This is a genomic window from Aeromonas eucrenophila, from assembly GCF_000819865.1.
GTDB lineage: Bacteria > Pseudomonadota > Gammaproteobacteria > Enterobacterales > Aeromonadaceae > Aeromonas > Aeromonas eucrenophila.
The window spans coordinates 109,665-125,363 of sequence record NZ_CDDF01000017.1; the positions used below are offsets into that span (position 1 = coordinate 109,665).

Annotated in this window: 17 protein-coding genes; 10 read left to right on the forward strand and 7 right to left on the reverse strand. The window is 62.4% G+C overall.

All coding sequences use genetic code 11. The features are described from left to right. The first annotated feature begins 20 nt into the window (after positions 1-20). The 4 genes from efp to BN1124_RS17565 all read left to right on the forward strand — a co-directional run bounded on the left by efp (position 21) and on the right by BN1124_RS17565 (position 3,332). Entirely contained in the window at positions 21-587 is a 567-nt protein-coding gene (efp, locus tag BN1124_RS17550; protein ID WP_011707002.1) for an elongation factor P, read from the forward strand. A 196-nt stretch (positions 588-783) separates the two neighbouring features. Continuing rightward, entirely contained in the window at positions 784-1,395 is a 612-nt protein-coding gene (locus BN1124_RS17555; protein WP_042644013.1) for a DUF2238 domain-containing protein, read from the forward strand. A gap of 110 nt (positions 1,396-1,505) precedes the next feature. After that, complete coding sequence (locus tag BN1124_RS17560; protein WP_042644015.1) at positions 1,506-2,258, forward strand: DUF3530 family protein; 753 nt, start codon at positions 1,506-1,508, stop codon at positions 2,256-2,258. Positions 2,259-2,375: 117 nt separating this feature from the next. Then, positions 2,376-3,332: a D-2-hydroxyacid dehydrogenase gene (locus BN1124_RS17565; protein ID WP_042644017.1), complete on the forward strand. Its 957-nt coding sequence runs from the start codon at positions 2,376-2,378 to the stop codon at positions 3,330-3,332. A 101-nt stretch (positions 3,333-3,433) separates the two neighbouring features. On the opposite strand, the gene BN1124_RS17570 is transcribed toward BN1124_RS17565, so the two are convergent. Both BN1124_RS17570 and BN1124_RS17575 read right to left on the reverse strand, forming a co-directional pair. After that, on the reverse strand, positions 3,434-3,919 hold the full coding sequence (locus BN1124_RS17570) for a YMGG-like glycine zipper-containing protein (RefSeq protein ID WP_042644019.1): 486 nt from the start codon (positions 3,917-3,919) through the stop codon (positions 3,434-3,436). A gap of 249 nt (positions 3,920-4,168) precedes the next feature. After that, positions 4,169-5,713, reverse strand: a complete 1,545-nt coding sequence (locus BN1124_RS17575; RefSeq protein WP_042644021.1) for a diguanylate cyclase domain-containing protein — start codon at positions 5,711-5,713, stop codon at positions 4,169-4,171. Between the two features lie 290 nt (positions 5,714-6,003). Between BN1124_RS17575 and BN1124_RS17580 the strand changes: the two genes are divergently transcribed. After that, a complete protein-coding gene (locus tag BN1124_RS17580) occupies positions 6,004-6,606 on the forward strand; it encodes a nitroreductase family protein (protein ID WP_042644023.1) in 603 nt (200 codons plus the stop codon). Between the two features lie 52 nt (positions 6,607-6,658). Here the strand turns inward: BN1124_RS17580 and BN1124_RS17585 are convergent, their stop codons facing one another. Together BN1124_RS17585 and BN1124_RS17590 are read right to left on the reverse strand one after the other, a co-directional pair. Continuing rightward, the gene (locus tag BN1124_RS17585) at positions 6,659-7,321 is read right to left on the reverse strand and encodes an HAD-IA family hydrolase (protein WP_042644025.1); all 663 of its coding nucleotides are present in this window, start codon (positions 7,319-7,321) and stop codon (positions 6,659-6,661) included. Continuing rightward, positions 7,318-7,563 carry a hypothetical protein gene (locus BN1124_RS17590; RefSeq protein ID WP_042644027.1) on the reverse strand — a complete coding sequence of 82 codons (246 nt, stop codon included), beginning with the start codon at positions 7,561-7,563 and terminating at the stop codon, positions 7,318-7,320. Before BN1124_RS17590 ends, BN1124_RS17585 begins: the two co-directional genes overlap by 4 nt. 115 nt (positions 7,564-7,678) lie before the next feature. Here BN1124_RS17590 and BN1124_RS17595 point away from each other — a divergent pair, with 115 nt between their 5' ends. Then, entirely contained in the window at positions 7,679-8,590 is a 912-nt protein-coding gene (locus BN1124_RS17595) for a LysR family transcriptional regulator (RefSeq protein ID WP_042644028.1), read from the forward strand. A gap of 89 nt (positions 8,591-8,679) precedes the next feature. Here BN1124_RS17595 and BN1124_RS17600 read toward each other — a convergent pair whose 3' ends face one another. The 3 genes from BN1124_RS17600 to BN1124_RS17610 form a co-directional block, all read right to left on the reverse strand. Beyond that, positions 8,680-9,291, reverse strand: coding sequence for a cold shock domain-containing protein (locus BN1124_RS17600; RefSeq protein ID WP_042644029.1), 612 nt, complete (start codon positions 9,289-9,291; stop codon positions 8,680-8,682). A gap of 104 nt (positions 9,292-9,395) precedes the next feature. Beyond that, a complete protein-coding gene (locus tag BN1124_RS17605; protein ID WP_042644031.1) occupies positions 9,396-9,962 on the reverse strand; it encodes a cysteine hydrolase family protein in 567 nt (188 codons plus the stop codon). 154 nt (positions 9,963-10,116) lie between these two features. Beyond that, complete coding sequence (locus BN1124_RS17610) at positions 10,117-11,280, reverse strand: FAD-dependent monooxygenase (protein WP_042644033.1); 1,164 nt, start codon at positions 11,278-11,280, stop codon at positions 10,117-10,119. Between the two features lie 257 nt (positions 11,281-11,537). Here BN1124_RS17610 and miaB point away from each other — a divergent pair, with 257 nt between their 5' ends. The 4 genes from miaB to corC all read left to right on the forward strand — a co-directional run bounded on the left by miaB (position 11,538) and on the right by corC (position 15,630). After that, a complete protein-coding gene (gene miaB / locus BN1124_RS17615; RefSeq protein WP_042644035.1) occupies positions 11,538-12,971 on the forward strand; it encodes a tRNA (N6-isopentenyl adenosine(37)-C2)-methylthiotransferase MiaB in 1,434 nt (477 codons plus the stop codon). A gap of 55 nt (positions 12,972-13,026) precedes the next feature. Further along, complete coding sequence (locus tag BN1124_RS17620) at positions 13,027-14,082, forward strand: PhoH family protein (RefSeq protein WP_042644037.1); 1,056 nt, start codon at positions 13,027-13,029, stop codon at positions 14,080-14,082. Further along, a complete protein-coding gene (ybeY, locus tag BN1124_RS17625; protein WP_042644039.1) occupies positions 14,079-14,546 on the forward strand; it encodes an rRNA maturation RNase YbeY in 468 nt (155 codons plus the stop codon). Before BN1124_RS17620 ends, ybeY begins: the two co-directional genes overlap by 4 nt. Before the next feature lie 202 nt (positions 14,547-14,748). Continuing rightward, positions 14,749-15,630, forward strand: a complete 882-nt coding sequence (gene corC / locus BN1124_RS17630; RefSeq protein WP_033130964.1) for a CNNM family magnesium/cobalt transport protein CorC — start codon at positions 14,749-14,751, stop codon at positions 15,628-15,630. Positions 15,631-15,699 lie beyond the last annotated feature (69 nt).

The following is a 15,699-nucleotide window of genomic DNA, read 5'->3' on the forward strand; positions in this document are numbered from 1 at the left end:
ATACGAACAGGAATTTTTACATGAAAACCGCACAGGAAATCCGCGCTGGTAACGTCGTCATGATCGGTACCGAGCCGATGGTGGTCCAGAAAGCCGAATTCAACAAATCCGGCCGTAACTCCGCCGTGGTCAAGATGAAGCTGAAAGGCCTGCTGAACGGCAGCGCCACCGAGACCGTATTCAAGGCTGACGACAAGCTGGAAGTCGTTCAACTGGAGCGTAAAGAGTGCACCTACTCCTACTTCTCCGACCCCCTGTATGTCTTCATGGACACCGAGTACAACCAGTACGACGTCGAGAAAGACAACCTGGGTGACGCGCTGAACTACATGGTTGACGGCATGGAAGACATCTGCGAAGTGACTTTCTACAACGAGAAAGCCATCTCCGTCGAGCTGCCGACCACCATCGTCCGCGAAGTTGAGTACACCGAGCCGGCCGCCCGTGGCGACACCTCCGGTAAAGTGACCAAGCCTGCCCGTCTGAAGGGCACCACCTACGAGCTGGCCGTTGCCGCCTTCGTAGAGATCGGCGACAAGATCGAGATCGATACCCGCACCGGCGAGTTCAAGCGTCGCGTCAACTGATCCGACGGCTTCATGCCAGTGTCGAAAAAGCGAGCCCAGGCTCGCTTTTTCTTTGTGCGCAATAGCGCCAGTGCCGTTCAGCCCGGGTCAGTGACAGTGGGCCGCGGATGGGGGGAGAATTCGTTCGCCCCCTTCCATCTCGCGTCAATCGGGGCTACACCATGAAGTCAGACTTCTCCTTCATCACGGGCTCCCTATGACATCTCATCAAAAAATCCTGCTGCTGTTGCTCACCCTGCTGGCACTGGCCGTTTCTGGTTGGCAACCCTATGACCGCGTGACCTGGCTGCTGGAAGTCATTCCCGTGCTCATCGTCATGCCGTTGCTATTGCTGAGTCACCGTAGCTATCCCCTCACCAGCCTGCTCTATCTCGGCATCTTCCTGCACGCCCTGGTGCTGATCCTGGGGGGCGCCTACACCTATGCCCGGGTACCGCTCGGCTTCGACTTGCAGCAGTGGTTCGAGCTCAGCCGCAACCCCTATGACAAGATTGGTCACTTCTTCCAGGGCCTGGTGCCCGCCCTGGCCTGCCGGGAGATACTGCTGCGCGGCCACCATGTGCAAGGCAAACGCATGCTGGCGTTTCTGGTGATCTGCGTGGTGCTGGCCATCAGCGCCACCTATGAGCTGATCGAATGGGGCGCCGCGGTGGCACTGGGTCAGGGGGCGGACGAGTTCCTCGGCACCCAGGGGGATCCCTGGGATACCCAGTCCGACATGTTCTGCGCCCTGATCGGAGCCATCAGCGCCCTGCTGCTGTTCTCTCCCCTGCACGATCGGCAGCTGGCCAGACTGGCACAACGTTAAGGCTCAGGGGGAAGGGGCCTGCTCCTTCCCCCTACCAGGCACCGCAAAACGCTCGCCGCCCTTCAGAAAAAGGATCTGCCGCCGTTAACCCGATTAACCGGGGAGCGCATATGGCCAGATTATCCTTACCACTGCTGTTGTTGAGCCTGCTGGCAAGCCACTGCTTGTCGGCCAGCGAGCAGGCGCCTCCCGCACCGCTCGACCACTGGCAGGAGGCCGACTGGAAAGGCCTGCCAGCCAGCACTCAGGTAGACAAGCAGACGGTATTGTTCGCCAAACACAGCAGTGATAACTACCTGGGGCTCGCCATACTGTTGCCGGACTGGCAGCGCAGCGGCCAGTTGTGGCAGCTGACCCGGGATCTCGGCCGGCTCGGCTTCGATACCCTGTTGCTGCTGCCCTCCCCCCAGCAGACCGAGCTGGATCCGGCCGCAGAGAAGAAGCAGAAGACCATGGACGCCTTTCGCCAGCAATTTGCCGAGCGCATCGTCAAGCTGAGCGATGCCAAGCTGCAGGAGGGCGGCTTCAAGCTGCTGCTGGCGCAGGGCACCAGCGCAGCCTGGGCGGCCAACCTCATCGCCAGCGAACAACTTCCCGCCCCCGACGCCCTGGTGCTGCTCGACGGTTTCTTCCCCAATCAGCTGAGCAACCAGACCCTGGCAAAACAGGTGGCCCAGGCCAGCATTCCGACCCTGGATCTCTATCAGGAGGAAGGAGGGCGCTGGCCACTGCTGGCGGCAGAGGCGCGCAGGAGCGAGAGCCGCCGCAGCCACAAGCTCAACTACCGCCCCTACGCCCTGATGGAGCTGGATGAAACGCCGGGTCGCATCCAGGGCTGGCTGACTCATCTCGGCTGGATCTGACCCAATCACGGTCCATAAGCAGGTTTGGGCCAAGTCACGGTGGTAGCCCCAGGCCACCGGACTGGTCATCCTGCCCCCATCTTTGGCATGATGACCTCATCAATGGCAGGAGGCTTCATGCAGCAAATCGTGTTTCTCGACAGCGACACCCTGGACGCCGGCATCAAGCTGGGTCGTCCCGACTTTCCCCATCACTGGCAGAGCTACCCCAACACGGCGCAGGATCAGGTGGTGGAGCGGCTCAGGTGCGCCAGCATCGCCATCATCAACAAGATCCGTATCGGCGCCGCCGAGCTGGCCGAGCTACCCGAGCTTCGCCTGATCGCCCTGGCCGCTACCGGCAGCGACAACCTGGATCTGGAGGCCTGCCGCGCCGCCAATGTCGCTGTGTGCAACATTCGCAACTACTCGGGCCCCTCGGTTCCCGAGCACGCCATGGCGCTGATGCTGGCCCTGTCACGCAACCTGTTTGCCTGGCGCCAATCCCTGCTGGAGGGGCGCTGGCAGCAGAGCGGCCAGTTCTGCTTCTTCGATCACCCCATCTCGGATCTGCACGGCAAGCGCCTCGGCATCATCGGCAAGGGCACCCTGGGCCAGGCCCTGGGTCAACGGGCCAGCGCCATCGGCATGGAGGTCTATTACGCCCAGAGCCAGGTCGGCGCCGTCGGTGATGAAGACAGGCTGCCGCTGGATGCCCTGCTGCAGAGCGCGGATGTCATCAGCCTGCACTGCCCGCTGACCCCCTATACCCGCCATCTCATAGGCGAGCGGGAGCTGGCCATGATGAAGCCGGGCGCCCTGCTCATCAACGTGGGCCGGGGCGGCCTGGTAGACGAGCAGGCCCTGCTCGAGGCGCTGGCCAACGGCCGGCTCGGCGGCGCCGGTTTCGATGTGGCGAGCCAGGAGCCACCGCCCCCCGACCACCCACTGATGCGGGCCCTGCAATACCCCAACTTCATTCTGACCCCCCACGTGGCCTGGGCCAGCGCAGAGTCGATGCAGCGCCTCGCCGATCAGCTGATCGACAATATCAACGCCTTCGCCGTCGGCCGACGCCAGCATCGGCTGGTCTGATATCAAGGCAGGCGTGGCTGGCGGATCGGCTGGTCTGATCAACAGAATGCAAAGAGGGGCCCATGGGCCCCTCTTCTCGTCGATGGCTAGTGCCATTGGCATCAATCGTCATCGTGCCATTTGTGTTTCTTGTGCTTCTTGTGATGGCCGCGGTGATAACCGTTGTCATCATAGTAACGGCGGCCGCCCTTGTAGTTGTCACGGGACTCGTGGCCATCGCCGGTTCTAGCCCCGATGGCGGCGCCACCGGCACCACCCACACCGGCGCCGATCATGCGACCGGTGTCGCCCCCCACGCTCTTGCCGATGGCGGCACCGCCGAGGGCACCGACCGCGCCACCAATGGCGGCTTCGTTCTTGTTACCCTTGTTCGCCGTGGCTGCCCCACCAGCCGCACCGCCGACGGCGGCGCCGACCAGGGCGCCGGTATCCCCGCCCAGCTGCTTGCCGATCATGGTGCCCGCCACCCCGCCGAGGCCGCCACCCAGGACGGTGTTGAGATCTTCAGAGGCCAGTACCGGGCCGCTGCCCAACAGCAGTGCGCCCAACAGCGCCATTGCGCTCATACCGCGTTTCTTCATGTCCATGGGGTACTCCTGTCAAACCTGATTGATTATTTTCCTGCACTATACAAAGCGCCAAGAACTCCGCTACCAGGGCAAGGGGATCTCAATCGGCAGACAAACTGTCTCTCCTTCGCGACAGCCATCGTTAAAATATGATAAACACCTGAAAAAACACTAAAAAAAAAGGTCACAGGGGAAATCATCCCCCCAGTGACCCGCCTTTCATTTGTCGCAGCCCCATTTTCTCTCGCGGCGCTCAGACAGATACTGTCACGACAGGGCTGCCACGGAGCCCGTCTCCCCCTTTCCCGACCACAGGTGCCAGCAGTCTCTCCCCCGTCGCTTGCTCTGATACAGGCAGGCATCGGTCTGCTCGAACAGGGAATCCCCGGCATCCGGATAACGGGCTCCCCCCGCACTCAGGGTGATGGGCTCCTTGAATTCCCGCCATTTCAGCTCTCGCACCCGGGTGAGCAGGTGATCCAGGCTGGGGCCAATATCCTGGCTGTCCCAGGGCAGCAGGGCGGCGAACTCATCGCCACCGATACGATAGACCTGGGTGCTGCCAAAGGATCGCGCCAGTATGGTCGCCACCCGGCGCAGCACCGCATCCCCCACCCCATGGCCCCAGCTGTCGTTGATCCGCTTGAAGTTGTCCACATCAAACAGCAGCAGCCAATGGGGCGTCTCGTCCTGCTCCAGCCTGATGCTGTCCTGATCGAAGGCGCGCCTGTTCATGATGCCGGTGAGGGGATCCTGCAACAGTGCATCCTGCCCCTGCAGCAGATGGGTCCTGACCTGGTCTATCTCGCCGAGGCTGCCGTGCACGAACCAGGTGTGCTGCCTGTGCGGGATGGCCATCGGATCCGTGCTCTGCCGGATATCGTTGAGGGAGCCCTGGATCAACGCCTGCTCCTGGCGAAAGATCCGCACCAGGAACATGAGGCTGCATAGCCAGATGCCGAGCAGGGCCAACGCGGGCAGCATCACCATCAGCAGGGTCTCCCGCAGGCTGTCATGAAATCGGGATGGCGGCAGATAGAGGTTGAGATCCCAGCCGATGTCGGCCAGCGCCAGCCTGAGGTGACTGCCATGCCGGATCACGTCCAGCCCGCTCGTCCCGTATCCTGCCTCAGGCCCGGCAGTCGGCAACAATTGCTGATTGTGTCCCACCACCAGCTGGCCGGTGTGGCGCTCGGTGATATGGATGGCGGCCTGCTCATCCCCCAGCGCCCGGCACAGCGCCGCCTGCAGGGAGCCGAACGACATGTCGACCATCAGCAGGCCCAGCAGCAGCCCCTCGCCGTCTTCGACCCGCTTGATCAGGGTCAGGGCCTGGTTGGTCGAGTCGTAGTCCTGATAGGGACCGAACCAGATCAGCTTGTCGCTGTCGGTGGCCAGCGCCTGGTACCAGGGGCGCGTCTTCGGCTGGTAGCTCGGCGGTGCAGATCTGGCGGGATAGCTGTCGACCCGGTTGATGCGGGCATTGTAGAAATAGAGGTAGTGGGCGTCGTGCTTGAACTGGTGAGCGATGGCCCAGATGGGATTGATGGCCGACTCCCCCCTGGCGATGGCGACCTTGTCCAGAGAGGCCTCCAGCACCGCGAGCTGCCTCTGGTTGGCCAGCACCATCTCGTGGATCAGGGTGGCTTCGATGGAGCCGAGCATGTGCTCATAGCCGGCAATCGTCTTGTCTACGCTGCGCAGGTAACTGGACAGGGCCAGCAGCAGGGTGGCGATAAGTACCAGGGCGCCGAGCAGGAAGGAGAGCGGGGTCAGCACGTAGTAGCGCCGTTTGATGATCTCGCCTGCCATAGCACCCTCTATAAAATATCCTGCCAGATTGATTCTATGGTGGGATGCGCCGAAAAAATATTGATTGGAATCATTAACATCTATTTTACTGACAAATGATGAATTATCAGCTCCGATGAGCTATTGCGGGTTTCTTCATGTGAATATCCATAAAAAGTAGAAACACTCATCACCCAGTGTTGACGGTTTATCGTGCGGAGGGTGTTATAGTCGATGACTCGAAAGATCGGAGCCAGATGACCTTCATGGCCCAGGCTGGCGACGATGATTCAGTAAACCAAGGAGATGTTATGAGCAGTCCGTTTATCGAACAGATCAAAGTACGTCGTACCATCTATGCCCTGGGTGACCAGGTCTCCCAGTCACCGGAACAGCTGAGCGCCCTCATCAAGGACGCCATCAAACACAGCCCCTCATCATTCAACTCCCAGAGTTCGCGCGCCGTCATCCTGTTTGGGGCCGAGCACCACAAGCTGTGGGACATCGTCAAGGCGGAGCTCAAGAAGATAGTCCCGCCAGAGGCCTATCCCCAGAGTGAGGCCAAGGTAGATGGCAGCTTCCGGGCGGGCGCAGGCACTGTGCTGTACTTCGAAGACACCGCCGTTATCAAGGATCTGCAGCAGAAATTTGCGCTCTATGCCGACAACTTCCCCATCTGGTCTGAGCATGCCACCGGGATCGCCCAGTTCGCGGTCTGGACCGCCCTGGCCCAGGAGGGGATTGGTGCCTCCCTGCAGCACTACAATCCGTTGATCGACGAGGCGGTTCGCAAGGAGTGGGATCTGCCCGCCAGCTGGCTGCTGCGCGCCCAGATGCCCTTCGGCAGCATCAAGCAACCGGCCGGTGACAAGACCTTCATCGACGACGAGGTTCGCTTCCGGGTCTTCGATTAACCGCTCCTGCCCCCTCAACGAGGGGGCATTTTTCTGCCCCCTTTCCCCTCATTCAGCCAGGCAGGCGATTCGGAAGGCTGAGCAAGAGCCCCGCCTCCTCCTCGGTCACCCTCATCGGCCGCCAGTCGTTCAGCCACCCGCTCACCCTGGCATTGAGCAAACGCTCCCCCCCAATCTGCACCACCTGACATCCCGCCTGCAGGGCGCTTGCGATGCCGGCCTGTGCATCCTCAAACACCAGACAGTCGGCGGGATCCAGGCCGAGCTGGCTCGCCGCCAACAGGTAGGGCTCGGGATCCGGCTTGCCCCGCACCACGTCATCCCCGCCTATCATCAGCCCCGGCTGCGGCAACCCGGCGTCCCTAAGCCGACCCCTTGCCACCCGCTTGCTGGCGGAGGTGACCAGTGCCCAGCGATCGGCAGGCAAGTCATGGAGCAGGGCCAGAGCCCCCTCGATCGGCTCGGCCACGCCCGCGTGCGCAAGTTCCAACTCGTCCAGCAGTGCCATCTCCAGCGCTATGTCCAGCTGGGGCGCCAATGCCTCTATCACCTCCTTGGCCCGCACCCCATGACACATGGCCAGCACGGGCTCGGGCGCCAGCCCATGGTGGCGGCACCAGAGTCGCCACACGGTTTCCACGCCCGCTGTCGACTTGACCAGGGTGCCATCCATGTCCAGCAACAGGGCCTTGGCCCGCAGGATGATTGCACTCATGTCGCCGCTCCCGCCAACCCGGGTTCGACCCCGGAGAGCGAGCTGGAGAGTGCCTGACGCTGAGCCCTGCCCTCATAGCAGGCCATCGCCTGTTCGGTGTCGCTCGCCCACACCATCAGGGGCGCCACCACGAACCCCTGTGACAACAGGCTGGTCAACAGCTCCCCCGTCTCGGCCGCCGCCAGCGGCTGGGCCATGATGAGGCTCCCCTTGATCAAAAACAGATAGCGTTCGGTATGCATGATGTGACCCCTAGTTCTCAGTTCAGACCGGCTGTTGGTCCGTGACAGGCTCATTAGAACAAGGTAGATAGATAATTTATAATCACTAAATCGCCACATTGGATAACCAAACGGAATGAAATTCGACCTGAGACAACTGCAGGCCTTCGTGACGCTGGCGGAGACCGCCAACTACCGGGAGGCCGCCAACCGGCTGTTCATCACCCAGCCGGCGCTCACCAAGCAGATCCAGGGGCTGGAGCTGAGCCTCGGCACCACCCTGTTCAATCGGGGTCGCCACGGCGCCGAACTGACCGCCATCGGCGCCCAGTTGCTCACCCAGGCCAGCGCCCTGGTCGAGCACGGCAAGGGCTTCGAGCGCCATGCCCTGGCGCTGGCAAGCGGTGCGGCCGGGCGGCTCAAGATGGGGTTCGGACTGTCGAGTTTCGTGCTGGCGCCCTCCCTGGTCGCCCGTTTCAAGCGGCAGGTGCCCGAGGTGCTGGTGCACCTGCAGGACATGCCCTCCGCCATCCAGCACGAGCTGTTGCTATCGGGCCAGTTGCAAATCGGCTTTATGCGCCGACCACAGGCGCCGCAACTGCAAGAGCATCGACTGCTGACCGATCGGCTGGTGCTGGCGGTGCCGACCCAGCTTATCGGGCCGAACCCCGCCGCCTTCGATGTGGAGCATGCCCTGGTGCATCAACCCCTGCTGCAGATGGTGGCCCATCGCTGCCCCGGTCTCACCCAGCAGATCGCCAACTTCCTCGGCGCCAACCGGCTGACCGGCATGGTCCAGGAGGCGGAAGACATCCAGACCCTGGTGGCCCTGGTCGCCGCCGGGATCGGCAACGCCATACTGCCCCGCAGCGTCAGCTTTATCGCCGGCCCGGACGTCACCCTCTACCCCCTCTCCGGGCCCTACTCTGAGTGGGAGATCAGCCTGGTGTGGAACCCGACCTTCGCCGATCCCATTCGCGATCGCTTCCTGGAGTTGGTCAGGGCGGAACATCCAGAGGCGGAGGCCAGACCCAGCCTCTCCGCTTGATGCAGGGTGACTGATGGGGCATTCCCTGCCGGCGCGCAGGCAAGGTTAGCCCGGACGGATCGGTTTCTTCGACTGATAGCCTGGGCCACTCAACGATTGCACCACTGATCTTCACAGGGGATACCATCCCCCTCTCCGTCCATCTTCATGTTTGGGCAGTTGCGCAAAAACCAGGTCGCCTCCTCACAAGAGGTCATCTGGGAGCAGTACTGCCGACCGTCGCATTGTTTGATAAAAGTGGGTGCCGGCGGGGCGCTCTCAAAAGCGCTCACCCCGGCGCTCGCGGGTGAGGAGGCTGGCGGCGGCGAGCTCGACTCGGCCGAGAAGCGGGAATAAATGGAGAACAGGCCCGCCAGCACCAGCAAGGGGATGAGCTTGCCGCGCCAGTTGCCCTTGCGCCTGTAGGTGGGTTGTCTGTGGGGCCGAGGCGCCGGGCTGAAGCCATCCACCAGCGACAGGGGCCGGTCGGGGAAGAACACCTGCACGGCACAGGGCTTGCCATCCTTGCCGGTGCCCAGCTGATAGGAGACCCGCTCCCCCGCCTCGGGCGCTTTGCCGTCGAAGGTCAGGGAGGATATGTGCACGAACAGATCGGCGTCTCTCTGCTCTTGTTGTGAATATGACTGTGGCTGCGACTGCGGCCTGATAAAGCCAAAACCGCGCTCCCGGTTCCAGCTCGCAATGTTTCCTTGATAACGCATGCCCTCATCCTTGTGGCCAGCTCTGTTTCTGCCATCTTGCCCCAAAACCACGCGGTTTCAACAGCGGCCCATGAGCAAAATGTGAGCGACTCGATAAGGGCGCGTCAGCTCAGCTGGGCCACCTTGATGATCTCGGCGATGCGGCCGAGCATGCGCAGCGAGCCGTGATGATCCATGGCATCGGCCGCGGCGCAGGCATCCTCGAGGATGGTGATGGCGTAGTCCCGGTCGTGCCCATCCCGGGTGGCGGCCTGAATGGCCCAGCTGGTGCTGATCCCGCACAGATAGAGGTGATCGATCTGGTTGGCCCGCAGCGCCGGCTCCAGCGCCGTGCCATAGAAGGGGCTGACTCTGGGCTTGGTCAGCACCAGATCGCCGGCTTGCACGTCCAGCGCGGGATGAAAGTCGGTGCCGCTGTCGGCCAGAGACAGGGCGCCGAACTGCTGGGCGCGACCAAACATGGGGGAACCCTTGGGCTGCAACTTATAACCCGCGTCGAAGCCGACCTTGAACAGCACCACCAGCCAACCCTGGGCGCGGGCATGAGCCAGCGCCTGATTCGCGTGGGTGATGGCATCCTGCTCCACCACATGGGCCGCCGAGGCGGCGATGCGCCCATCCGGATGGGCCAGATCGTTGATAAAGTCGATCACCAGCAGTGCCTTGTTCATCCCTTTGCTCCCCGATTGTCCGTCTCTGTTTCGCCCTTGCGTCCGCCGACATCATCAAAGATGCTGCCCTGGGGCAATACAAAACACCAGATACGTCATCCTGGCGGATTGATACTCCACCAGTCAATTAACTAGCAGTGCAAAACACTGCCCATTACACCAATCCCAGTGCGTAGCGTAGCGCCATCTCCTTGAGCGGGCCCGCCTTGTCTGCCAGATTCAGGGCCAGATTGCGAGCCAACCGCAGCGGCCCTATCTTGTTGCTGAACACCCCGTAGAACAGATCCATCCCCGACTGCATCAGCAGGTTGTCCGGGAGGCGGCGGCGCTCGTAGCGTTCGGCCTGGGCCAACAGGTGCCAGTCGCTGCCCGCCTTGGCGAGCAATTCCACCCAGCAGGCCACGTCCTTGAAGCCGAGGTTGACCCCCTGCCCCGCCAGCGGGTTGATGGTGTGGGCCGAGTCCCCAAGCAGCACCACTCGCCCGGCGTGATAGTCGTTGGCGTGGCGACGCACCAGCGGGAAACTGCCCTTGGCCGTCACGCTGAAACCACCGAGCCGGGCCGGGAAGTGGCGGCGCACCTCGGCGGCCAGGGCCTCGTTGCTCATGGCCGACAGGGCGCGGATGCGGGCCGGGCTGTCGTACCACACCAGGGAGCCGTGCTGGCCCGGCAGCGGCAGGAAGGCGCGCGGGCCGCTCGGGGTGAACTGCTGCCAGGTGATGTCTTCTTGCGCAAACTCGGTGTCGATGTTGATCAGCATGCAGTGCTGACGGTACTCGAAGCGCGACACGCCGATACCGGCGAGGCGGCGGGTCAGCGACTCGGCGCCGTCACAGGCCAGCACCCAGCGGGCACTGAGTTCGGTGCCATCATCCAGCGTCAATACCGCGGCATCCGCACTCTGGCGCAGGCTCCGCACCGCCGCCGGGGTGTGGGTCTGGATGTTGGGGAAATCTTCCATCCTCTTGAGCAGGGCGAGCTGCACCAGCCGGTTCTCCATGATGTAGCCAAGTTGGGGCAGCCCCAGATCGGCGGCGTCGAAGCGGGTGGCGAAGCCCTCCAGCTCCCAGGTCTCCAGTCGGCGGTAGGGGCACAGCCGCATCTGCTGCAGATGTTGCCAGGCACCGGCCTGATCCAGCAGGGCCACCGAGGCCTGGCTGATGGCGGAGACCCGCAGATCCAGCGGCTGTTCCGGGGCATAGGGCTCGGGCAGCTGGGTCTCGATGACCCGGATGGAGAGGCCTTGCGCCGCCAGCAGGCAGGCGGTGGCCGCCCCCACCATACCGGCGCCGACGATGGCGATATCACAGTGTTCCATAGCGTGCTTCCTGAAAAGGATCGCCCAAGGCGAGGAGCCAGAGGCTAAATCGAATGGGGCCATGATAGCGCAAGGACGCGGGATAAACAGTGAGAGAGGCGGCGAATTGCCTTGCTGGATCAGCGGCAAAGCCCCGGCTGGCGGGGCAATCGGCCCAGTGGCGGGCCGGATGGCCCCAGACTGGTCAGCACCGGGATTGAGGAGTAAAATGGCCGGTCCTTTGACCCTGTCGATAGCAAAAATAGTCAAGAGTAGCGATGAGCAAGAAACTTCATATCAAGACCTGGGGCTGCCAGATGAACGAGTACGACTCGTCCAAGATGGCGGATCTGTTGGATGCCAGCAACGGCTACACCCTGACCGAAGAGCCCGAAGAGGCCGACGTTCTGCTGCTCAACACCTGCTCCATCCGCGAGAAGGCCCAGGAGAAGGTGTTCCACCAGCTCGGTCGCTGGAAGAAGCTCAAGGCGAAGAAGCCAGGCCTGGTGATAGGCGTGGGCGGCTGCGTTGCCTCCCAGGAGGGGGAAAACCTGCGTCAACGGGCGCCTTATGTGGACATCGTCTTCGGCCCGCAGACCCTGCATCGCCTCCCCGCCATGATCAAGCAGGTGCAGGAAGGCCGGGGTGCCCAGGTGGACATCGCCTTCCCCGAGATAGAGAAGTTCGACAACCTGCCCGAGCCTCGCGCCGAAGGGGCCAGCGCCTTCGTCTCCATCATGGAAGGCTGCTCCAAATACTGCTCCTTCTGCGTGGTGCCCTACACCCGTGGCGAGGAGGTGAGCCGGCCGCTGGACGACGTGCTCTATGAAATTGCCCAGCTCGCCCAACAGGGGGTGCGCGAGGTGAACCTGCTCGGCCAGAACGTCAACGCTTACCGCGGCCCCACCTTTGATGACAATCACTGCACCTTCGCCGAGCTGCTCAGGCTGGTGGCCGCCATCGACGGCATCGACCGAATTCGCTACACCACCAGCCACCCCATCGAGTTCACCGACGACATCATCGAGGTCTATCGGGACACCCCGGAGGTGGTCAGCTTCCTGCACCTGCCGGTGCAAAGCGGCTCGGATCGCATCCTGACCATGATGAAGCGCCCTCACACGGTGCTGGAGTACAAGTCCAAGATCCGCCGCCTGCGGGCCGTACGCCCCGACATCACCATGAGCTCCGACTTCATCGTCGGCTTCCCGAACGAGACGGACGAGGACTTCGAGGCCACCATGAAGCTGATCGAGGAGATCAACTTCGACATGAGCTTCAGCTTCATCTACAGCCCGCGCCCCGGCACCCCAGCCGCGGACTTGCCTGACGACGTCGACATGGAGGTGAAGAAGGCCCGCCTGACCCGGCTGCAGAACCAGATCAACCACCAGTCCATGCTCATCGGCCGCGCCATGCTGGGCTCGGTGCAGCGCATCCTGGTGGAGGGGCCCTCCAAAATGGACCCCATGCAGCTGTCTGGCCGCACCGAGAACAATCGGGTGGTCAACTTCGAAGGCCCGCACCGCCTCATCGGCGGCTTCGCCGACGTGGAGATCACCGACGTGCGCCCCTACTCCCTGCGCGGTGTCTTCATCCGTGGCGAGGAGGAGATGAACCTGCGTATCGCCACGGCGCCTCAGGAGATCCTGGCGCGTCGCCCGGACAATGTACCGGATGAATTGGGCGTTGCCGCCTTCAGGCCCCATTGATCAACCATCGCCATCCGGCACGGCCGGATGGCGGAACAGCTGAGACGAGGACACTTTGAGCCGACACATCTCGACCCTGAATCTGCACCTGGAGCCCGCCGACAATCAGCGCCTCGCCAGCCTGTGCGGCCCTTTCGACGACAACCTCAAGCAGCTGGAGCGCCGCCTCGGCGTCGAGATCAGCTATCGCGACAACCATTTTCAAGTGCTCGGCAAGCAGGCACAGGTGGATGCCGCCGCCGTCATCCTCAAGCACCTCTATGTGGAAACCCAGACGCTGAAGGGTGGCAAGGTGACCGACATCACCCCCGACATGGTGCACCTGACGGTGCAAGAGTCCCGGGTGCTGGAGCAGGACGAGGAAGAGGCCTCATCCCTGCCCTATGGCAAGGAGGTGACGGTCAAGACCAAGCGCGGCCTCATCAAGCCCCGCAGTCCGAATCAGGCCCAGTACATCGCCAACATAGTGCGCCACGACATCAGCTTCGGCATAGGCCCGGCCGGTACCGGCAAGACCTATCTGGCGGTGGCCGCCGCGGTGGACGCCCTGGAGCGCCAGGAGATCCGTCGCATCCTGCTGACCCGTCCGGCGGTGGAAGCGGGGGAGAAGCTCGGCTTCCTGCCCGGCGATCTCTCCCAGAAGGTGGACCCTTATCTGCGCCCGCTCTACGACGCCCTGTTCGAGATGCTGGGCTTCGAGCGCGTCGAGAAGCTGATGGAGCGCAACATCATCGAAGTGGCGCCGCTCGCCTATATGCGCGGCCGCACTTTGAATGACGCCTTTATCATCCTGGACGAGGCCCAGAACACCACCACCGAGCAGATGAAGATGTTCCTGACCCGCATCGGCTTCAACTCCAAGGCGGTGGTGACCGGCGACATCACCCAGGTGGATCTGCCCCGCAGCACCAAATCCGGCCTGCGTCATGCGCTGGAAGTGCTGCAGGGAGTCGATGGCCTGTCGTTCAACTTCTTCGAGTCCAAGGACGTGGTACGCCACCCAGTAGTCGCCCGCATAGTGCAAGCCTACGAGGCGTTCGACGCCGCCCAGGCCGAGGCCGTCACGGCCAAAAACAATAAAGCCATTTCAAGAGAAGAGAGTGCCCAATGAGCGTGACCCTGGATCTGCAACTGGCCTGCGCCAGCCCGGAAGGCCTGCCGACCGAGGCCCAGCTGCAAGGCTGGCTGGACGGCACCATCCTGGGCTTCCAGGAGGAGGCCGAGGTGACGGTGCGGCTGGTGGACGAGGCGGAGAGCCGCGAGCTCAACCACACCTATCGCGGCAAGGACAAGCCCACCAACGTGCTATCCTTCCCGTTCGAAGCTCCCCCCGGCATGGAACTGCCCCTGCTCGGGGATCTGGTGATCTGTCGCCAGGTGGTGGAAGCCGAGGCCCAGGAGCAGAATAAACCCCTGGAGGCCCACTGGGCTCACATGGTTGTGCACGGCAGTCTGCATCTGCTAGGTTATGACCATATCGAGGACGAGGAAGCCGAGGAGATGGAGGCGCTTGAGCGCGACATCATGCAGGAGCTCGGCTTTGCGGATCCCTATCTCGACGACGAAGTCGAATAATAAGGTGAATGAAAGCCGATGAGATGGTGCAGTTCCAGAACGCAACATCACGCAGGAACTCGGCTTTGCGGACCCTTATCTCGACGACGAAGTCGAAGCATAAAGGCACTTGGGATGGTCACCTGATTGAAACAGACTGAGACCATCCTTATATAGCCAGACAAGCATCCCTATGTGTTCAAACGAGTAACCAAGAGAGAAAATGACCGACGATCACCCTAGTACCGGCTCGCCGAAGAAAACCTGGCTAAACAAACTCAGCCAACTCTTCCAGGGCGAGCCAAAAGACCGCAACGATTTGGTGGAAGTGATAGCCGACGCCGAGGAGCGAGACCTCATCGATCAGGACACCAAGGACATGATCGAGGGCGTGCTCGAAATTGCCGAGCTGCGTGTGCGCGACATCATGATCCCCCGCTCCCAGATGGTGACCATCGAGAAGTCCCAACCGGTGGACGAGTTCCTGCCGGTCATCATCGAATCCGGCCACTCCCGCTTCCCGGTGATCAACGAAGACAAGGATCACGTGGAGGGCATCCTGCTCGCCAAGGATCTGCTGCCGTTCGGCTTCGGTGGCCACCACGCCAGCGAGCCGCTGCAGCTCGAACAGATCCTGCGCCCGACCGTGATAGTACCGGAAAGCAAGCGGGTCGATCGTCTGCTCAAGGAGTTCCGCGAAGAGCGCTACCACATGGCAATCGTGGTGGACGAGTTTGGTGGTGTCTCCGGTCTGGTGACCATCGAGGACATACTGGAGCTCATCGTCGGCGAGATCGACGACGAGTTCGACGACATCGAGGACGAGCCGGAAGAGATCCGCCGCATCAGCAAGCGGGTCTTCTCGGTCAGCGCCCTCACCGAGATCGAGGACTTCAACGACTTCTTCGGCACCCAGTTCAGCGATGAAGAGGTAGATACCGTCGGCGGCCTGGTGATGCACGCCTTCAGCCACCTTCCGAAGAAGGGCGAGGAGATCGAGCTCGACGGCTACCTGTTCAAGGTGATGCACGCGGACAGGCGTCGCCTGCAACAGCTGCAGGTGAAGATCCCGGAGAATCACGCGGCGGCCCAGCCGGAGTCCTGATCCCGCCCCAGTCTCGTCCTGTCTATCAACGCCCCTTCCCAGGGGCGTTTGTCATTCTGACCAAGGCCA